This window comes from Streptomyces aureus, from assembly GCF_000725495.1.
GTDB lineage: Bacteria > Actinomycetota > Actinomycetes > Streptomycetales > Streptomycetaceae > Streptomyces > Streptomyces aureus_B.
In genome coordinates, this window is sequence record NZ_JNZD01000004.1 from 748,243 (window position 1) to 767,335 (window position 19,093).

A 19,093-nucleotide genomic window follows, 5' to 3' on the forward strand; every position below is an offset into this window, starting at 1 on the left:
TCAGAGGCCCGGGGCGAGCGGCAGGGCGGCCCAGATCACCTTGCCGCCGCCCGCGGTGTACTCGACGTCGCACCCGCCGCCGAACTCCCTGGTCACCTCGCGCACGAGCAGCAGGCCCCGGCCTCCGGTCTGCCCGTGGTCGGCCTCCAGCGCGGTCGGCCGGTAGGGGTGGTCGTCCTCGACGGACACCCGGACCCAGTCGGCGCCGACCGCGACCTCGACGGCGAGCATCGGCGACAGAAGTGCCGCGTGCTTGACGGCGTTCGTGACCAGTTCGGAGACGATCAACAACAGTCCCTGAACGACATCGTCCGAGACCGGCACCGCCTGGCAGACCAGCAGATCACGGACGGCGTGCCGCGCCTGCGGCACGGAGGCGTCGACGGCGGCGGCGGTGAACCGCCACACCCCCTCGTACGGCAGCGGTTCCGGCGATCTGACGTCGGGAGTCGCCACTCCGCCTTCGGGGCTCGGGTCGGACCCCCGCCCGAGGTTCTCCATCGTCCGGTCGCCGCCCTTGCGCTCGATTGTCACCACACGTCGAGTGTTGGTAATGCGCCGGTCCGTACCGGTTGACTGAACAGAAGTCAGCAATTATCGCCGATTTCTGATCGCTGATGAAAGAAAAAGACAGCTCTACGACCGCTCTTGTCGCATTCATGTCGGCTTCCGAAACTCTTCGGGTTGTACGGGTTTGCCCCTTCGCCGACACCGTCCGTTCACCGCCGCTCCGGCGCCCCGCGGAGCGGTCCGGGACGGTGCGCGACCATGATCGGAGTGCGGCCGGCCGGTGCGGATAGCATCCGGCGTATGGAGCCGCAGCTGTTGCACCACGTCGGCGACGGAGTCGCCACCGTCGTCATCCATCACCCCGCGAAGCGGAACGCCATGACGACGCCGATGTGGCGGGCGCTGCCGCCGCTGCTGGACGTCCTGGGGGCGCGCGCCGACGTGCACGCGCTCGTCCTGACCGGCGAGGGCGGCACGTTCTGCGCCGGGGCGGACATCTCGACGCTGCGGGAGTCCCCGGACGAGGCGCAGGGCCTCGCGGTGCTCGCCGAGGAGGCCCTCGCCGCGTTCCCCAAGCCGACGCTCGCCGCGATCCGTGGCTACTGCGTGGGCGGCGGGTCCCAGCTCGCCGCCGCCTGCGATCTGCGCTTCGCCCAGGAGGGCGCGCTGTTCGGGGTGACCCCCGCGAAGCTCGGCATCGTCTACCCGGCCTCCTCCACCCGGAGGCTGGCGGCCCTGGTGGGTCCGTCGGCTGCCAAGTACCTGCTGTTCTCGGGCGAGTTGATCGACACCGAGCGGGCCTTGCGGACAGGTCTCGTGGACGAGGTGCTGCCCGAGGGCGAACTCGACAAGCGGGTCGCGGAGTTCACCCGCGTCCTGGCGGCGCGCTCGCTGCTGACGCAGGCGGCGGCGAAGGAGTTCGTGAACGGGCGCACCGACCGCGACGCGCACTGGACCGAGCAGGCCCGCGCGGGCGGCGACACCGCCGAGGGCGTCGCCGCCTTCCTGGAGCGCCGGCAGCCTCAGTTCACCTGGGCCCCCTGAGCGCTCACCGGGCGTTCCCCGCCCGGTGGCCGGTGCCCGGAGTCCGCGGTTACGTCAGCAGGAAGCGGCTCTTGCTCCGGAACTCCTCGACGAGGTGCGCCGGCGCCTTCCGCGGGGACCCGGCGTCGTAGGGCGGCTGGGGGTCGTACTCGGTCAACAGCTGGACCGCCTGGGCGTGTTCGTCCCCGGCGATCCGGCCGAGCAGCGTGAGCCCCATGTCGATGCCGGAGGAGACACCGGCCGCGGTGACGTACTTGCCGTCGGTCACGACCCGCTCCCCGGTGGCCTTCGCGCCGAACCTCCCGAGCTGGTCGAGGGCCAGCCAGTGGGAGGTCGCCCGACGCCCGTCCAGGAGCCCTGCGGCGGCGAGCAGCAGGGAACCGGTGCACACCGAGGTCGTCCAGAGGCTGGTGGCGTCGGCGGCCCGCAGCCAGTCGAGCAGCACCCGGTTGTCCATCTGGTCGCTCTGGCCCGGCCCTCCGGGTACGACCAGGATGTCCGGGCCCGGGACCTCGGCGAGGCTCCGGTCCGCCGTCAGGGCCAGCCGCCCGGTGTCGGAGCGGACCGGTCCGGTGCGCTCGGCGACGAAGACGGTGTCCGCGTCCGGCAGCCGGCCGAGCGTCTCGTACGGGCCCACGGCGTCCAGGGCGGTGAAGCGGTCGAAGAGGAGGATGGCGATCTGCATCGGGGGCCTTTCGCTGAAGGTGGGCTGGAGGGGGACGGGAAGCGAGGGAGGGGCGGGATCGCCGGCCGGGGCGGTCGCCTGCCGGAGGGAGCATCGGTCGGAGGGCGCGTCGGCCTGGAGCAGCCGCCGGTCGGAGGGCGCGTCCGTCGGAGGGCGCGTCGGCCTGGAGCAGTCGCCGGCCGGAGGGAGAGTCCGCCCGAGCGCATGGGCCCCGGGTCTTCGCGGGAAGGGGCTCAGGCGGTGGCGGCGGGCCGGAAGCGGCGCCGGTACTCCGCCGGTGCCGAGCCGAGGAGTTTCACGAAGGCGCGGCGCATGGCCTCGGGGGTGCCGTAGCCGCTGGCCCGGGAGACCTCCTCGATGCCGTCGGCGGTGTCCTCCAGAAGGCGACGGGCGTGTTCGAGCCGTACCCGTTCGACGTACCGGCCGGGCGTCATGCCCGTCTCCGTCCGGAAGGCACGGGCGAAGTGGCGCGGCGAGAGAGCGGCGCGGACCGCGAGGGACTCGACGCTCAGATCGTCGCCGGGGTGCTCCGAGATCCACCGCTGGACCTCGCGCAGCGGTTCGCGCCGCGCGGTCTGGGCGGCGAGCTGGGCGCTGAACTGGGCCTGGTTGCCCGGCCGTCGGAGGAAGACGACGAGATGGCGGGCGATGGTGAGGGCGGCGTCACGGCCCAGGTCCTCCTCGACGAGGGCCAGCGCCAGATCGATCCCGGAGGTGACGCCCGCCGAGGTGGACACGTTCCCGTCGCGGACGTAGATCGGGTCGGGGTCGACCGTGACCGCCGGGTGGTCGCGGGCGAGCCGTTCGCAGTGGGCCCAGTGGGTCGTCGCGCGCCGGCCGTCGAGCAGTCCCGCCGCCGCGAGCAGACCCGCGCCGGTGCACACCGAGACCAGGCGCTCGGCGCGCGGGCCCCGGTCCCGCAGCCAAGCGATCAGGCCGGGATCCGGGCGCCGTGTCCCGCTGCCGCCGGGGACGAGCAGGGTGTGCGCTTCCGGAGCGTCGGCCAGGGCTCCGTCCGGGACGAGGACCAGGCCGCTGGAGGACCGGACCCGGCCACCGTCCAGGGAGGCCGTACGGATCTCGTACGAACCGCCGCGGTAGGTTTCCGCGCCCGCGAACACTTCGAGGGGGCCGGTGACGTCGAGGCTCTGCACGCCGTCGAAGAGGACGATCAGGACCGTTCGCATGCCTCGATTCTCGGCCGGCGCGCGGATGGCCGCAATGACGGGATCCCCACCTTTCCTGCCATCCGGGGTCCTGCGGTTCCCGCCGTACCGACCAGTCGGTAAGGTGCCGGCCATGACCCTCCCCCTGCCGGAGCACGCCGGCCGCCGCTGCCACAACGTGCTCAATCCGCTGCACTCGACGCACTACTTCTCGCCCGACCTGGGCCGTGAAATGGCCGCGGTCGGGGTCGGGAACGAGCGGACCGCGTACTTCGCGGTACGGGCCGCCGCGCTGGGCGCGGTCGGCGCCGGCACGGTCACGGCCGCGTTCTTCAACTTCCGGCACGAGCTCGTCGCGGGGCACGTGCCCGCGGTGTGGCAAACCGCGTCGCCGGAGACGGTGCTCGCGGCACGGCTGCGTGCCGTGGACGCGACGCTCGGGCGGCTGCTCGGCGAGGACGTCCTCGCCTCCGGGGAGGTGGCCGAGGCCGCGAAGCTCGCCCTGCGCGCGGCCGAGGCCTGCTCCCGCGCCGCCCGTCCCCTGTACGCCGCCCACGCGGACCTTCCCGTCCCCGAGGCCCCGCACCTGGCGCTCTGGCACGCGGCCACGCTGCTGCGCGAGCACCGGGGCGACGGCCACCTCGCGGTCCTCCTCGACGCCGGACTCGACCCCGTGGAGGCCCTGGTGAGCCACACCGCGACCGGCAAGGGGATGGTGCCCCAGTGGGTCCTCGGCACCCGCGGCTGGTCCCGGGCCGACTGGGAGGCGGCGTCCGGGCGGCTGCGCGAGCGCGGACTGCTCGACGCGGACGGCGAGCTGACCGTGGCCGGCACGGAGCTGCGCCGGGACATCGAGGACCGCACGGACCGTCTCGACCGTGCCCCTTACGAGCACCTGGGCGCCGCCGGGGTCGAACGGCTCACCGAGATCGCGAAGGGCCTGCTGATGAGGGCGTTCGCCGCCGGGGCGTTCCCCGAGGGCATGCTCGGCAAGGGCTGAGCGCCCCGGCCGCACCCGGCGCCACCGGGCCGAGCACCCCCCGTGCCACCCGGCCGCGCACCCCGCGGGCCCCACCCGCCCGACCGGGCCGGGGCGCGGCGCGCGGCCCCCGGAGTGCCGCCCTGAGCCCCCGTTGTCGGCGTCACCTGCCACAATTGCCGCGCAACCTCAGTGGAGAAGGCGGTACGGGATCGTGACGACACCCCTCGTAGGGTCCATCGAAGGCAGGATCGCCGAGGAACTCGGCGTGCGGGAACGGCAGGTCAAGGCGGCCGTCGACTTGCTCGACGGCGGTTCGACGGTGCCCTTCATCGCCCGCTACCGCAAGGAAGCGACCGAGATGCTCGACGATGCGCAGCTGCGCACCCTCGAGGAGCGGCTGCGCTATCTGCGGGAGCTGGAGGACCGGCGCACCGCCATCCTCGACTCGGTGCGCGAGCAGGGCAAGCTCACCGCGGAGCTGGAGGCGCAGCTCAGGGGCGCCGAGACGAAGGCGCGTCTCGAGGACATCTATCTGCCGTTCAAGCCCAAGCGGCGCACCAAGGCGCAGATCGCGCGCGAGGCCGGCCTCGAACCGCTGGCCGAGGGCCTGCTCGGCGACCCGTCCGTGGACCCCGTCGCCGCGGCGGCGGCCTTCGTCGACGCCGACAAGGGCGTCGCCGACCCGCAGGCCGCCCTGGACGGCGCCCGGGCGATCCTCACCGAGCGGTTCTCCGAGGACGCCGACCTGATCGGCGAGCTGCGCGAGCGCATGTGGGTGCGCGGACGCCTCGCCGCCAAGGTACGCGACGGCAAGGAGGAGGCCGGCGCCAAGTTCTCCGACTACTTCGACTTCGCCGAGCCCTTCAAGGCGCTGCCCTCGCACCGGATCCTCGCCATGCTGCGCGGCGAGAAGGAGGAGGTCCTCGATCTCGTCCTGGAGCCCGAGGAGCCCACCGAGGGACCGTCCTCGTACGAGGGGATCGTCGCCCACCGCTTCGGGATCGCCGACCGCGGCCGTCCCGGCGACAAGTGGCTGACGGACACCGCCCGCTGGGCCTGGCGCACGCGCATCCTGGTGCACCTCGGCATCGACGTGCGGCTGCGGCTGCGCACCGCCGCCGAGGACGAGGCGGTGAACGTCTTCGCGGCGAACCTGCGGGACCTGCTGCTCGCCGCCCCGGCGGGCACGCGCGCGACGCTGGGCCTGGACCCCGGTTTCCGTACCGGGGTGAAGGTCGCCGTCGTCGACGCGACCGGCAAGGTCGTCGCCACGGACGTCATCCACCCGCACGTCCCGGCCAACCGGTGGGACGAGGCCATCGCGAAGCTCGCCCGGCTCGCGAAGGAGCACGCGGTCGAGCTGGTCGCGATCGGCAACGGCACGGCCTCCCGCGAGACCGACAAGCTCGCCGGTGAGCTGATCACGAAGCACCCGGAGCTGAAGCTCACCAAGGTGATGGTGTCCGAGGCGGGCGCGTCGGTGTACTCGGCGTCCGCGTTCGCCTCGCAGGAGCTGCCCGACATGGACGTGTCGCTGCGCGGCGCCGTCTCCATCGCGCGCCGGCTCCAGGACCCGCTGGCCGAGCTGGTGAAGATCGACCCGAAGTCCATCGGTGTCGGCCAGTACCAGCACGACCTGTCCGAGGTGAAGCTGTCCCGTTCGCTCGACGCGGTCGTCGAGGACTGTGTGAACGGCGTGGGCGTGGACGTGAACACCGCCTCGGCCCCGCTGCTGGCCCGGGTCTCCGGCATCACCTCCGGCCTCGCCGAGAACATCGTGGCGCACCGCGACGCCAACGGGCCCTTCACCTCCCGTACGTCGCTCAAGAAGGTGGCCCGGCTCGGCCCCAAGGCCTACGAGCAGTGCGCGGGCTTCCTGCGGATCCGGGGCGGCAGCGACCCGCTGGACGCGTCCAGCGTGCACCCCGAGGCGTACCCCGTGGTGCGGCGGATGGTGAAGACGGCGGGCAACGAGGTGGCCTCGCTGATCGGCAACACGAGTGTGCTGCGCTCGCTGCGGCCGGCCGACTTCGTCGACGAGACCTTCGGTCTGCCGACCGTCACCGACATCCTCAGGGAACTGGAGAAGCCGGGGCGCGACCCGCGGCCCGCCTTCAAGACGGCCACCTTCAAGGAGGGCGTCGAGAAGATCTCCGACGTGGCGGCCGGGATGGTCCTGGAGGGGGTCGTCACGAACGTGGCCGCGTTCGGCGCGTTCGTGGACATCGGCGTCCACCAGGACGGGCTCGTGCACGTCTCGGCGATGTCCCGGACCTTCGTCAAGGACCCGCGGGACGTCGTGAAGCCCGGTGACATCGTCAAGGTGAAGGTGCTGGACATCGACATCCCGCGCAAGCGGATCTCGCTGACGCTGCGCCTGGACGACGAGGCGGCGGCCCCGGCGGCCGAGGGCGGCGGCGGTCGTGACCGGCAGCGGGGCGGACGGCCACCCCAGCAGCGCGGCCAGCAGCGGCAGGGCCGCGGCGGTGCGGGGAACGGCGGTGCTGGGAACGGCGGAGGCGGCGGGGGCGGCTCCCGGCAGGCTCCGGCGCCGGCGAACAGCGCGATGGCCGACGCCCTCAGGCGGGCGGGTCTGACCGGCCCCGAGCGGGGACGGAAGTGACGTAGCCAAAAGGGGCGGCCACCGATTCGGTGGCCGCCCCTTTCCGTTCCGGCCCGGGGGCTCGGTCCACTCGTACGGCCGGGAAGGTCAGTGCTCCGTGACCTTGCCGTCCGCCACCTCCAGGCGGCGGGTCGTGCGGACCGCGTCCAGCATGCGGCGGTCGTGGGTGACCAGCAGGAGCGTGCCCTCGTAGGAGTCCAGGGCCGACTCCAGCTGCTCGATCGCCGGCAGGTCGAGATGGTTCGTCGGCTCGTCGAGCACCAGCAGGTTGACTCCGCGGCCCTGCAGCAGGGCCAGCGCGGAGCGGGTCCGCTCGCCCGGGGAGAGGGTCGCCGCCGAGCGCAGGACGTGGTCCGCCTTCAGCCCGAACTTGGCCAGCAGCGTACGGACGTCCGCGGGCTCCAAGTCCGGGACGGCCGCGCCGAACGCCTCCAGCAGGGACTCGGAGCCGTGGAAGAGCTTGCGGGCCTGGTCCACCTCGCCGACGACCACACCGGAGCCGAGCGTGGCGTGCCCGGCCGACAGCGGCACCCGGCCGAGCAGCGCGCCCAGCAGGGTCGACTTGCCGGCGCCGTTCGCGCCGGTGACCGCGACCCGGTCCGCCCAGTCGATCTGGAGGGTCGCCGGACCGAAGGTGAAGTCCCCGCGCCGCACCTCCGCGTCGCGCAGCGTCGCGACCACCGCGCCCGACCGCGGGGCCGCCGCGATCTCCATGCGCAGCTCCCACTCCTTGCGGGGCTCCTCGACGACGTCGAGGCGCTCGATCATGCGCTGCGTCTGCCGGGCCTTGGCGGCCTGCTTCTCGCTGGCCTCGCTGCGGAACTTGCGGCCGATCTTGTCGTTGTCGTTGCCCGCCTTGCGCCGCGCGTTCTTGACGCCCTTGTCCATCCAGCCCCGCTGCATCTGGGCGCGGCCTTCGAGGGCGGAGCGCTTGTCGGAGTACTCCTCGTAGTCCTCGCGCGCGTGCCGGCGGGCGGTGTCGCGCTCCTCCAGATAGGCCTCGTAGCCGCCGCCGTACAGCGTGATCTGCTGCTGTGCCAGGTCGAGTTCGAGGACTTTGGTGACCGTGCGGGTGAGGAACTCGCGGTCGTGGCTGACGACGACGGTACCGGCGCGCAGCCCGGAGACGAAGCGTTCGAGCCGCTCCAGACCGTCCAGGTCGAGGTCGTTGGTGGGCTCGTCGAGGAGGAAGACGTCGTAGCGGGAGAGCAGCAGCGAGGCGAGTCCGGCCCGGGCCGCCTGGCCGCCGGACAGGGAGGTCATCTGCTGGTCGAGGCCGACCCCGAGCCCCAGGGAGTCGGCGATTTCCTCGGCGCGCTCGTCCAGGTCGGCGCCGCCGAGGTCGAGCCAGCGCTCCAGGCTCGTCGCGTAGGCGTCGTCGGCGCCGGGCGCTCCGTCGACGAGGGCCTGGGTCGCCGCGTCCATGACCCGCTGGGCCTCGTCGACGCCCGTGCGGCGCGCGAGGAACTCGCGGACGGTCTCGCCCTCCCGGCGCTCCGGTTCCTGGGGCAGGTGCCCGACGGTCGCGGAGGGCGGGGAGAGCCGCAGTTCGCCCTGTTCCGGGGCGAGCAGGCCGGCGAGCAGCCGCAGCAGCGTGGACTTGCCCGCGCCGTTGGCGCCGACGAGCCCGATCACATCGCCGGGCGCGACGACGAGGTCGAGTCCGGCGAACAGCGCGCGGTCGCCGTGTCCGGCGGTGAGGTTCTTGGCGACGAGGGTGGCAGTCATCAGGGGGCCGATTTTAACGGCCCGCCGGAGCCCCGCTCACCGCCGACCGGCACGCCCGTACCGCCCGTCCGCACGCCCTCACCGTCGTTCGGCACACTCGCACCACCCGTCGGCTCGCTCGCACCGCCGTTCGGCACGCCCGCACCGCCCACCTGCACGCCCTCACCGCCGATCGGCGCGGTCGGCGGCCCCCCGGTGGGCCGTCGGTTCCGCCGGGGCGCTTTTGGGTGTGCGGGCCGGGGGGACGCCCCGGGCGCCGATCAGCAGGACCCGGCGGCGCCTGCCCACGGCACCGTCGAGCAGGGCGTGCAGCGCGCCGCGGTACTCGGGGCCGCGGAAGCGGAACGGCCCCACGCCGTGGTAGCCGTTGCGCTCCGGGTCGGGCTGTTCACCGGTCTGCCAGACGAAGTCCCGCCAGACGTAGTCGTCCCCGTCCCGTTCGACGAGCGCGGTGACGACGCCGCATTCGACGCTCTCGCACTCGGGGCAGCCGTAGATGACGTGCCGGCCGCCTTCCGGCGGAGCCCCGCCCTCCAGCAGGAGGGCGCGCACCTGCGCGACGAAGATGGCGGGCGGCACGTCGGAGGCGAGCGGGGAGACCGCGTCGAGGTCGGAGAGCAGGAACAGCAGCGGACGCCCGTCGACGGCGAAGTCGACGAAGTCCGGGTGCACTTGGTAGTCACCGTTCGCGAGGACCCCACCGGCACGCATCGCCGGTGTCAGGCCGAACGTGGCGTACTCGGAGGACATGCCGCGAGTATCCCCGCACGGGGAGCGACCGGACGCCGCCGTCGCGTGTTCGGCTACCGTCCGGGCATGGAGAAGCCCGGAAGCACGGATGTGATCGTGGTCGGCGGCGGGGTGATCGGCCTGACGACGGCCGTGGTGCTCGCCGAGGCCGGCCGGCGGGTGCGGATGTGGACACGGGAGCCCGCCGAGCGGACCACCTCGGCCGTTGCGGGCGCGCTGTGGTGGCCGTACCGCATCGCGCCGAAGGAGTCGGCCCGCGCGTGGGCCCTCGATTCGCTCGGTGTGTACGAGGAGCTGGCGGCCCGGCCCGAGGACAGTGGCGTACGCCTGGTCGAGGGGGTCATGGGCGAGACGCGGCTGGACGAACTCGGTCCGTGGGCGGCGCGGGTGCCCGGACTGCGCGCGGCGGCGGCCGGGGAGTACCCGGGGACCGCGTTGCGGGCGTGCCTGCCGTTGATCGACATGCCCATGCATCTGCGCCATCTGCGGGAGCGGTTCCTGCGGGCGGGCGGGACGGTCGAGGAACGCGCGGTGCGCGATCTCGCGGAGGCGGACGCGCCGGTCGTGGTGAACTGCGCGGGCCTGGGCGCCCGCGATCTCGTCCCGGACCCGGCCGTACGGCCCGTGCGCGGGCAGCTCGTGATCGTCGAGAACCCCGGGGTCCACGAGTGGATCGTCTCGACGGACCCGGCGGCCGGGACGACGACGTACGTCTTCCCACACCCGGACCGGGTGGTCCTCGGCGGCACGACGGACGACGACGACTGGTCGCGCGTTCCCGAGCCGGAGGCGGCGAAGCGGATCGTCGAGCGGTGCGCGGCACTGCGTCCCGAGGTCGCCGGGGCACGGGTGCTGGGGCATCTCGTGGGGCTGCGGCCGGTGCGCGAGACGGTCCGGCTGGAACGCGAGATGCGGCCGGACGGCGGGGTGCTGGTGCACAACTACGGGCACGGGGGCGCCGGGGTCACCGTGGCGTGGGGATGCGCGCGCGAGGCGGCCGGACTGGTGGATCCGGCCGCCTCGGTCTGAACTCCGTCCGCGGGGAGGGCGGATGACCGGAGATCGGGTCGGCGGGTCGCGGTCAGCGGATCAGCGGATCAGCGATCCTCTCCGGGGACCCGGAGCGGGGTGCGCGGGGCCCGGGCGCCTTCGAGTTCGGAGGGCGAAGCGGCCGGGGCCGCCGTGGCGCCCCTGGTCGCCCGCTCGAACGCCTTCGCGCCGCCCACCAGGGGCACCCTGGCCGAGGTGCGGGACAGGTCGAGGGTCAGGGCCGGGGTGCCGGCCGGAGGATCGATGAGGTCCTTGTCGGTGCCCGCGACGATCAGCGCGAGCCGGTGCCCCTTCGGGACCACGTGGTCCGTGGCCGCCAGGTCCAGGGTGATCGTGTACGCCTTCCCCGGGGTGAGCGCGACGCCCTTGCCCCCCTTGCCCCAGCCGTAGTGGCCGAGGTCGGCCCAGCCACGGCTGACGACGGTGGCGCCGACGTCGGTCGTGGCCGCCTCGGTCACCTTGTAGCAGGAGCTGTCGCCGGCCGTGCTCGCGCCCCAGCAGGTGCGGTCGGTGAGGGTGCCGATGCCCTCGCCCGGTCCCGCGTAGTCGCGGACGGTGTCCGGGCCGAGGTCGACGAGCACCGCGGACAGATGAGCGGCGGCGGTGGTCGGCGTCGCGGTGACCGTCACCGTGGAGGAGCCGGACAGTCGCAGGTCTTGGGTGAGCGCCCCGGTGGTGAAGCCGGCCTTGTCCGGAGTGGACCGGTCGATGTCCGCGGCCCAGTCGGTCTCGCCTCGGGCCGGGTCGTCGGTGAAGGTCTCGGTTCCGGACCGGTGGCCGAGCCCGAGGGTGCCGACACCGGGCCCCGCGCCCTTGGCGGGGCGCAGGGTGGTGGTGGCGGTGGTGCGGGGCGGCCAGACGGCGGAGGTGGTCCACCGGTCGGGGTGGCGTTCGACGTCGGCCATCGGCTCGCGGTCGATGCCGTTGTCGTAGCCGAGGAGTTCGTGGTCGAACCAGCGGTGCAGCGCCTCGACCCAGGCGGCGCGGCGGAAGTCGAAGGGGTCGACGTGGCCGGTCTCGGAGAGCCAGATCTTGCGCTCGACCCCGTTCCGGGCGAGGGCGTCCCACCACTGGCCGAAGTTCTTGGTGCGCACGTTGAGGTCCTGCATGCCGTGTACGAGGAAGACGCTGGCCCTCACCTTGGAGGCGTCCTTGACGTAGTCGCGCTCGGTCCACAGCGGCGTCCAGTCGCCGGTGCGCGGCGCGCCGTCGACCAGCTTCCGCTGCACCGCCGCGCACCGGGCGCGGGCGTCGGGGCTGTCGACGTAGCCGGAGAGCCAGTCGGGGCCGGAGTCGTAGAGCGGGGCGCCCTGGGCGAAGTAGTAGTCGTACCAGGAGGAGATGGCGCTGATCGGCACGATGGTCTTCAGGCCCTCGACGCCGGTCGCGGCGACCCCGTTGGCGATGGTGCCGTCCCAGCTCTTGCCGATCATCCCGGTCCTGCCGTTCGTCCACCCGGTGGCCCGGGCGGCGGTGGTGCCGGTGCGGCTGGTGTATCCCCGGGCGCGGCCGTTCAGCCAGTCGATGACCGCCTTGGCCGAGCGGATGTCGGAGCGGCCGCCCACGTCGACGCAGCCGTCGGAGCGGTTGGTGCCGGCGAGGTCGACGCCGACGAAGGCGTAGCCGCGCGGCACGAAGTAGTTGTCGTAGAACAGCGGCATCCCTACGACATGGCCGTCCGCGTCGTACGTCTTCTTCTGGCTCTCGTTGCCGCGCCCGCAGCAGGAGTAGTACGGGCTGGCGTCCATGATCACCGGGATCCTGCGGCCCCGCTGGGCGGGTTCGCGGGGCCGGACGATGTCGACGGCGACGCGGTCGCGGTGTCCGTCGCCGTCACCGTCGAGTCCGGTGTCGACCCAGACGGACTCACGGATCGCGTTCGCGTACGAGTAGACCGGGGCGCTCTCCCTCGGGGCGCCGTGTGCGGCGGCCGGGACGAGGAACGCGGCCATCAGGGCGGCGACGGCCGCCGTCGCGAGCGATCTCCAGATCATGAAGCGCGTGCGGCTCACTGATTTCGGCATGCGCGGACCGTACCCCGCTCAACTCACCTGCGACAGGGGGTCTCTGACGGGCCCTCGGGACGGGAGGGCTCATGTCGGCCGAATGGCGATCGTGTGACAGGGGTGGCCGTGGACATGACCGGGACCAGAGGGACTGAATAGGCTCCGGACCGACTTCACGCCCCGACGACTTGGAGCTTGACGTGCACCGCAGACTCATCGCCCCGGGCGCTCTGGCCGCCTCCCTGCTGCTGGCGATCCCGGCATCGGCGGCGAGCTACACCCCGGGAGCACCGGGCATCGGCGACCCCTACTACCCGGCCTACGGCAACGGCGGCTACGACGTCTCGCACTACGACCTGCGGCTCACCTACCAGCCGCGGACGGACCAACTGGACGGCACGGCGACGATCCTGGCGACCGCCACACAGGACCTGTCCCGGTTCGATCTGGACTTTCTGCTGGACGTGAGCGAGGTCCGGGTCAACGGCGCGAAGGCGTCGTTCGCCACCTCGGGCCAGCACGAGCTGGAGATCACTCCGGCCAAGCCGCTCGCCAAGGGCACGCAGGCCACCGTCGTCGTGCGCTACAGCGGAGTGCCGTCGACGAAGAGCGCGTACGGCTTCTCGACCTGGCACCGCACCCCGGACGGGGCGGTCGCGGCGGACGAGCCCGAGTCGGCGTGGTGGTGGTACCCGAGCAACGACCACCCGCTCGACAAGGCGACCTACGACGTGTCGGTGGCCGTCCCCGACGGCACCCAGGCCATCTCCAACGGCACTCTCCAGTCGACGAGTTCACGGCTCGGATGGACCCGCTGGAACTGGCGGTCCAACAAGCCGCAGGCCACGTATCTGACGACGCTCGCCGTGGGGAAGTTCGACATCACCACCGGAACGTCCGACGGCGGCGTCCCGGTCGTCAACGCCTACAGCAAGGACCTCGGCGACAACGACGGGGCCGCGCGCGCGAGCGTGGAGCGCACGGGGGAGCTGGTCGACTGGCTGAGCGGCTACTTCGGGCCGTATCCCTTCAGCTCCGCCGGCGGCTACGTCCCCAACACCACCACCGGATACGCGCTGGAGACCCAGACCCGGATCTACTACAGCCCGCGGCAGTTCGCGAACGGCTCCAACACCTCCGTGGTCGTGCACGAGCTGGCGCACCAGTGGTTCGGCGACGACGTGTCGCTCAAGGGCTGGAAGGACATCTGGATCAACGAGGGCTTCGCGCGCTACGCGCAGTGGCTCTGGTCGGAGCACGAGGGCGAGGGCACGACGCGGGAGCTCGCGGACTACGTGTACGCCTCGCATCCGGCGGACGACGCGTTCTGGACGGTCGCGCCGGGCGACCCGGGTCCGGACAACCAGTTCGACATCGCGGTGTACGACCGGGGAGCGCTGGCGGTGCAGGCGCTGCGCGACAAGGTCGGGGACGACGCCTTCTTCGCCATCCTGAAGGGGTGGCCGAAGGAGCACGCGTACGGCAACGCGTCGGTCGACGACTTCCGGACGTACGCCGAGCGGGTGTCCGGCACCTCGCTCTCGGCGCTCTTCGACACCTGGCTGTTCCAGCCGACGAAGCCGGCCGCCACCGCCGCCGAGGCCGCGGGACTCGCCCCCGCCGCCACGAAGGCGGCCGTCGCCCGCCCGAAGTCGTGGAAGAGGATCGCCGCGACGAACGCGGTCCACTCGGGCTGAGCGGACACGGGGCCGCCCGTCCCGGCCGGGGCGGGCGGCCCTGTCGGTGAACCGGCCGATCAGCGGACGGCGGCCTCCGTCCGCGGCTCGCCGGCCCGGGCGAGGAGGTCCGCGCGGCCGATGGCGTCGGCCCGCGTCGCGGGGACGGTGCAGGCGTGGGCACCGGCCACCGCGCCGTACAGGGCGGAGCGCCCGGGCGTCTCGCCGGTCAGCCGGCCGTAGAGGAAGCCCGCGGCGAAGGAGTCCCCGGCGCCGTTCGAGTCGACCACCGGGGTGGGGGGCTCCACCACGGGGACATGGGTGACCTCGCCGTCGGACAGCAGGTAGGCGCCCTCGGCCCCGGCGGTGGCGACGACCACCTCGGCCCGGCCCCGTTCCACGATCCGCCGCATGGTGCGCTCGGGGTCGGCGAGGGCCGTGGCGGAGACGAACACGATGTCGGCGGTGTACGCGAACGGCTCGTGGTAGGGGTTCTCGCCGTCCCAGTCGTGCAGGTCGGTCGAGATGGTCACCCCGGCCTCCCGCAGGACGGGCAGCGCGAAGGCGCACGGGTAGGTGATGGACACATGGGCGTGCCGGCTCGCCGCGGCCAGGTCCCGCACCAGCTGTTCGGGCAGCCGGTCCGTCTCGCGCGCCCGGGTGTCGTCGTACAGGGACAGCCGGCGTCCGTCGGGGCCGACGAGGTTGACCGCGCGCTTGGTGCCCGCGGGCTGGGGCACCTCGGTGAGCGGGATGCCCCGGTCGCGGTGCAGGGCCCGCACGAGGTCGCCCTCGGGGTCGTCGCCGAGCAGGTCGAGGTGGTGGGTGCGCAGACCGAGGGCGTGCAGGCCGAGCGCGACGAAGTCGCCGGTCTGGCCGGCGCGGGTCTCGATGCCCGGGCGGATCATGTAGCTGTCGGCGTAGGGCAGCGGCAGTTCGGGGACGTGGACGATGGTGTCCACTCCCGCACCGCCCAGAACGAGGACATCGATGTCGCGGCTCATGGCTCTCCCTCTCGGACGCGGGCAGCGAGTCAACCAGGCCCCCGACGATCACGGCAAGGGGTTGCAGAAACTTGCGCAAAAACAGTCGGCCCTCGTCCCGGAACCTCCTCGCGCCGGTCAGTCGCCGTGGTCGTACACGGTCACCGACAGGCCGCGGCGCACGAGCCGCTCGGTGACCAGGGGTTCCACCCGCGACCAGCTGCCGCCGGCCAGACCGCAGCCGATGCGTGGCATGTGCACGGAGGCGCCGAGCTCGACGGCCCTGTCCGCCAGCAGGGCGAGTGCGGCGTCGATGGCCTCGTAGCGGACGGGCACGCCCTTGCTGCCGGTGCGTATCCCCCGCTGGCCCACCAGGTTCGCCACCCACACGTACGGCTCGACCTGGACGAACTGGGCCGCGCCCAGGCCGAAGTCGTTGCCCGCGCGGCCGCGGTGCCAGGCGCGGTACGCGGCCTCCGGCTCCGGCCAGCGGCGGGAGAGGGCCAGCACGAAGCCCTTGCCCCAGCCCCCGATGTCATTGCACACGTGGGCGATCACCTTGACCCCCTTGACCGAGGGAGTCGTGGCGTCACCGCGTACGTAGCTGATCTCCGGCATGCCCCCCACCGTAGGGGCCGCCACTGACAACGGCGCCGGCCCTGGCACCGTCGCACCGGTGCTTTCACAACACTGGTGAGACAGCAATACTGTTGCATTGCGTCGTCTCCCTCTCCCGGGCGCGCGCCGCACGACGCGAGAGGCGAGGACCTGCGATGACGACGGACACCGAGGAGCCGACGCTCACGGTCGACGAACTGGCCGCGCGGGCGGGCGTCACGGTCCGCACCGTCCGCTTCTACAGCGCCCGGGGCCTGTTGCCGCCGCCGGTGATCGGCCCCCGCCGGGTGGGCCGCTACAGCCAGGAGCATCTGGCCCGGCTCGCGCTCATCGAGGAGTTGCAGCACCAGGGCATGACGCTGGCCGCGATCGAGCGGCACCTGATGCAGCTGCCGCCCGGTCTGAGCGCCCGCGATCTCGCCGTCCACCGTGCGGTGGTGGCCTCCTGGGCGCCCGACGCGCCGGAGGAGGTGAGCCGGGAGGAACTGGCGCGGCGCGCCGGGCGGCCCCTCACGGACGCGGACGTGGAACGGCTCGCCGCGATGAGCGTCATCGAGGGCACGGGGGACCCCGTGCGGCTCGATCCGGGGCTGCTGCGGCTCGGCATGGAGCTCCTGGACGTCCCGATCGCGGACGAGGCGCTCCTCGCCGCGCGCGAGGTCCTGCTGGAGCACGCGCGCGCGGCGGCCCGCGAACTGTCCCGGCTGCTGCGCGACGCCGTGGGCGAGCAGGAGTCCGTGGCGGCCGTGAAGTCGCTGTCGGCGCACATGCACCCGCTGGTGGTCCAGGCCCTGCTGACCGCGTTCCAGCGCTCGCTGAAGGACGAACTGCGCGAGTGGCTCAAGGAGTCCTGACACCGGGACGCCCCGGCTGAAGGGGCGCCCCGGTGCGGGCAAGGACGGGTGCGCGCGGCACGGATGCCGCCGAGCTACGGGTGCGCGCGGCCCAGGTGCACGCGGCACGAACGCGCGGGCGCACGGGTGAGCGGTGCACGAACGCCGGGGCACGTACACGCGAGGCACGGCTCCGCCGGAGCGCGGGTGCGCCGGGGCACCGATGTGCCCCGGCGCGGACGGTCCGGGTCAGGTCGCGTCGGTGAACCGCTCGCCGGCCTCCGCCTTCGCCACCAGCAGCGCCGGCGGCAGGAACCGGTCGCCGTAGCGCTCGGCGAGTTCCCGGGCGCGGGCGACGAAGCCGGTGAGGCCGCCGTCGTAGCCGTTGACGTACTGCAGGACACCGCCGGTCCAGCCCGGGAAGCCGATGCCGAGGATGGAGCCGATGTTGGCGTCGGCCACCGAGGTCAGGACGCCTTCCTCCAGGAGCCGGACGGTGTCCAGCGCCTCGGAGAAGAGCATGCGCTCCTTCATGTCCTCGAACGGGATCTCGTGCCCCGGCTTGGTGAAGTGCTCGCGCAGACCGGGCCACAGGAGACCCCGCTTGCCGTCCTCGCCGTACTCGTAGAAGCCCGCTCCCCCGCTGCGTCCGGGGCGCTCGAACTCGTCGACCATGCGGTCGATGACGGCCTCGGCCGGGTGCGTCTGCCAGGTGCCGCCCGCCTCCTCGACCGCCTGCTTCGACTCCTTGCGGATCTTGCGCGGCAGGGTGAGGGTCAGCTCGTCCATGAGCGAGAGGACCTTCGCCGGGTAGCCGGCCTGGGCGGCGGCCTGCTCGACGGAGGCGGGCTCGATGCCCTCGCCGACCATCGCCACGCCCTCGTTGATGAAGTGGCCGATGACCCGGGAGGTGAAGAAGCCGCGCGAGTCGTTGACGACGATCGGGGTCTTCCTGATCTGGCGGACCAGGTCGAAGGCGCGCGCGAGCGTCTCGTCGTCGGTGCGCTCGCCCTTGATGATCTCCACCAGCGGCATCTTGTCGACGGGCGAGAAGAAGTGCAGCCCGATGAAGCCCTCCTGCCGCTCGACGCCTTCGGCGAGCGCGGTGATCGGCAGGGTGGAGGTGTTGGAGCAGAGCAGCGCGTCGGGCTCGACGATGTTCTGGATCTCCTGGAACACCTTGTGCTTGAGGGAGGTGTCCTCGAACACCGCCTCGATGACCGCGTCGCAGCCCGCGAGGTCGTTCGGGTCGGCGGTGGGCGTGATGCGCGCGAGGAGCGCGTCGGCCTTCTCCTGGGTCGTACGGCCCCGGGAGACCGCCTTGGCGCAGAGCTTCTCGGAGTAGGCCTTGCCCTTGGCCGCCGCGTCGGCCGAGACGTCCTTGAGGACGACCTCGATGCCCGCGAGGGCGCAGGAGTAGGCGATGCCCGCGCCCATCATGCCGGCGCCGAGGACGGCGACCTTGGTGACCGGGCGCGGCTCGATGCCCCGGGGCCGGTTGGCGCCGGAGTTGACGGCCTGGAGGTCGAAGAAGAACGCCTGGATCATGTTCTTCGAGGTCTGGCCCGCGGCCAGCTCCACGAAGTAGCGGGCCTCGATGACCTGGGCCGTCTCGAAGTCGACCTGGGAGCCCTCCACGGCCGCCGCGAGGATGTTGCGCGGCGCCGGGTAGGGCGCGCCGTTCGTCTGCTTGCGCAGGCTGGCCGGGAAGGCGGGCAGGTTGGCCGCGAACTTCGGGTTCGACGGGGTGCCGCCGGGGATGCGGTAGCCGGGCTTGTCCCAGGGCTGCTGCGACTCGGGGTTGGCGTCGATGAACGCGCGGGCCTTGGCGAGGAGTTCCTCGGGGGTGGCGGCCACGTCGTGGACGAGGCCGTTGTCCCGGGCGCGCGTCGCGTTGTACTGCGTGCCCTGGAGGAGGACCTTCAGCAGCGCGTCGGCGATGCCGAGCAGGCGCACGGTGCGGACGACCCCGCCGCCGCCGGGCAGCAGGCCGAGGGTGACCTCGGGGCAGCCGATCTTGGTGCCGGAGGTGTCGAGGGCGACGCGGTGGTGGCAGGCGAGGGCGAGCTCGAAGCCGCCGCCCAGGGCCGCGCCGTTGATCGCGGCGACGACCGGCTTGCCCAGGGTCTCGATGCGGCGCAGGTTCCGCTTGATCGCGAGGCCGCCGTCGAAGAGGTCCTGGGCGGTCTCGGGGGTGACGCGGATGAGGTCGCGCAGGTCGCCGCCCGCGAAGAAGGTCTTCTTGGCGGAGGTGAGGATGACGCCCCGGATCGAGTCCTTCTCGGCCTCGAGCCGGTCGGTGACCGCGGCGAGGGAGGCGCGGAACGCCGCGTTCATGGTGTTGGCGGACTGGTTGGGGTCGTCGAGGACGAGGGTGACGACGCCGGTCTCGTCCTGTTCCCAGCGGATGGTGGTGGGCTCAGTGCTCATCAGGGAATG

General features: G+C 72.9%; 14 protein-coding genes and 1 pseudogene. 6 read left to right on the plus strand and 9 right to left on the minus strand.

The features are described from left to right. Window positions 1-501 (minus strand): ATP-binding protein, encoded by a 501-nt coding sequence (locus IO36_RS09425; RefSeq protein WP_051900264.1) that lies wholly within the window; start codon window positions 499-501, stop codon window positions 1-3. A gap of 309 nt (window positions 502-810) precedes the next feature. On the opposite strand from IO36_RS09425, the gene IO36_RS09430 reads away from it, so the two are divergent. After that, complete coding sequence (locus tag IO36_RS09430) at window positions 811-1,554, plus strand: enoyl-CoA hydratase/isomerase family protein (protein WP_037618035.1); 744 nt, start codon at window positions 811-813, stop codon at window positions 1,552-1,554. 49 nt (window positions 1,555-1,603) lie between these two features. Here the strand turns inward: IO36_RS09430 and IO36_RS09435 are convergent, their stop codons facing one another. Then, entirely contained in the window at window positions 1,604-2,239 is a 636-nt protein-coding gene (locus IO36_RS09435) for a DJ-1/PfpI family protein (protein WP_037618038.1), read from the minus strand. Window positions 2,240-2,472: 233 nt separating this feature from the next. Beyond that, the gene (locus IO36_RS09440; protein WP_037618040.1) at window positions 2,473-3,426 is read right to left on the minus strand and encodes a GlxA family transcriptional regulator; all 954 of its coding nucleotides are present in this window, start codon (window positions 3,424-3,426) and stop codon (window positions 2,473-2,475) included. A 112-nt stretch (window positions 3,427-3,538) separates the two neighbouring features. Here IO36_RS09440 and IO36_RS09445 point away from each other — a divergent pair, with 112 nt between their 5' ends. Beyond that, window positions 3,539-4,405 carry an SCO6745 family protein gene (locus IO36_RS09445; protein ID WP_037618042.1) on the plus strand — a complete coding sequence of 289 codons (867 nt, stop codon included), beginning with the start codon at window positions 3,539-3,541 and terminating at the stop codon, window positions 4,403-4,405. A gap of 193 nt (window positions 4,406-4,598) precedes the next feature. Further along, window positions 4,599-7,010, plus strand: coding sequence for a Tex family protein (locus IO36_RS09450; protein ID WP_037618044.1), 2,412 nt, complete (start codon window positions 4,599-4,601; stop codon window positions 7,008-7,010). A gap of 87 nt (window positions 7,011-7,097) precedes the next feature. Here IO36_RS09450 and IO36_RS09455 read toward each other — a convergent pair whose 3' ends face one another. Beyond that, a complete protein-coding gene (locus tag IO36_RS09455) occupies window positions 7,098-8,738 on the minus strand; it encodes an ABC-F family ATP-binding cassette domain-containing protein (protein WP_037618045.1) in 1,641 nt (546 codons plus the stop codon). A 249-nt stretch (window positions 8,739-8,987) separates the two neighbouring features. Beyond that, a pseudogene (locus IO36_RS09460) lies at window positions 8,988-9,488 on the minus strand (oxidoreductase); the annotation flags it as partial. 66 nt (window positions 9,489-9,554) lie between these two features. Between IO36_RS09460 and IO36_RS09465 the strand changes: the two are divergent. Beyond that, complete coding sequence (locus tag IO36_RS09465) at window positions 9,555-10,517, plus strand: FAD-dependent oxidoreductase (RefSeq protein ID WP_037618607.1); 963 nt, start codon at window positions 9,555-9,557, stop codon at window positions 10,515-10,517. Window positions 10,518-10,585: 68 nt separating this feature from the next. On the opposite strand, the gene IO36_RS09470 is transcribed toward IO36_RS09465, so the two are convergent. Further along, window positions 10,586-12,562 carry a Xaa-Pro dipeptidyl-peptidase gene (locus IO36_RS09470; protein WP_037618047.1) on the minus strand — a complete coding sequence of 659 codons (1,977 nt, stop codon included), beginning with the start codon at window positions 12,560-12,562 and terminating at the stop codon, window positions 10,586-10,588. A gap of 182 nt (window positions 12,563-12,744) precedes the next feature. Here IO36_RS09470 and IO36_RS09475 point away from each other — a divergent pair, with 182 nt between their 5' ends. Then, window positions 12,745-14,241: a M1 family metallopeptidase gene (locus IO36_RS09475; RefSeq protein ID WP_037618049.1), complete on the plus strand. Its 1,497-nt coding sequence runs from the start codon at window positions 12,745-12,747 to the stop codon at window positions 14,239-14,241. A gap of 59 nt (window positions 14,242-14,300) precedes the next feature. Here the strand turns inward: IO36_RS09475 and IO36_RS09480 are convergent, their stop codons facing one another. Beyond that, window positions 14,301-15,224, minus strand: coding sequence for an adenosine kinase (locus IO36_RS09480; RefSeq protein WP_037618051.1), 924 nt, complete (start codon window positions 15,222-15,224; stop codon window positions 14,301-14,303). A 117-nt stretch (window positions 15,225-15,341) separates the two neighbouring features. After that, the gene (locus IO36_RS09485; protein ID WP_037618053.1) at window positions 15,342-15,821 is read right to left on the minus strand and encodes a macro domain-containing protein; all 480 of its coding nucleotides are present in this window, start codon (window positions 15,819-15,821) and stop codon (window positions 15,342-15,344) included. A gap of 155 nt (window positions 15,822-15,976) precedes the next feature. Here IO36_RS09485 and IO36_RS09490 point away from each other — a divergent pair, with 155 nt between their 5' ends. After that, window positions 15,977-16,675: a MerR family transcriptional regulator gene (locus IO36_RS09490; protein WP_037618055.1), complete on the plus strand. Its 699-nt coding sequence runs from the start codon at window positions 15,977-15,979 to the stop codon at window positions 16,673-16,675. Window positions 16,676-16,903: 228 nt separating this feature from the next. On the opposite strand, the gene IO36_RS09495 is transcribed toward IO36_RS09490, so the two are convergent. Continuing rightward, window positions 16,904-19,084: a 3-hydroxyacyl-CoA dehydrogenase NAD-binding domain-containing protein gene (locus tag IO36_RS09495; protein ID WP_037618058.1), complete on the minus strand. Its 2,181-nt coding sequence runs from the start codon at window positions 19,082-19,084 to the stop codon at window positions 16,904-16,906. Window positions 19,085-19,093: the final 9 nt, after the last annotated feature.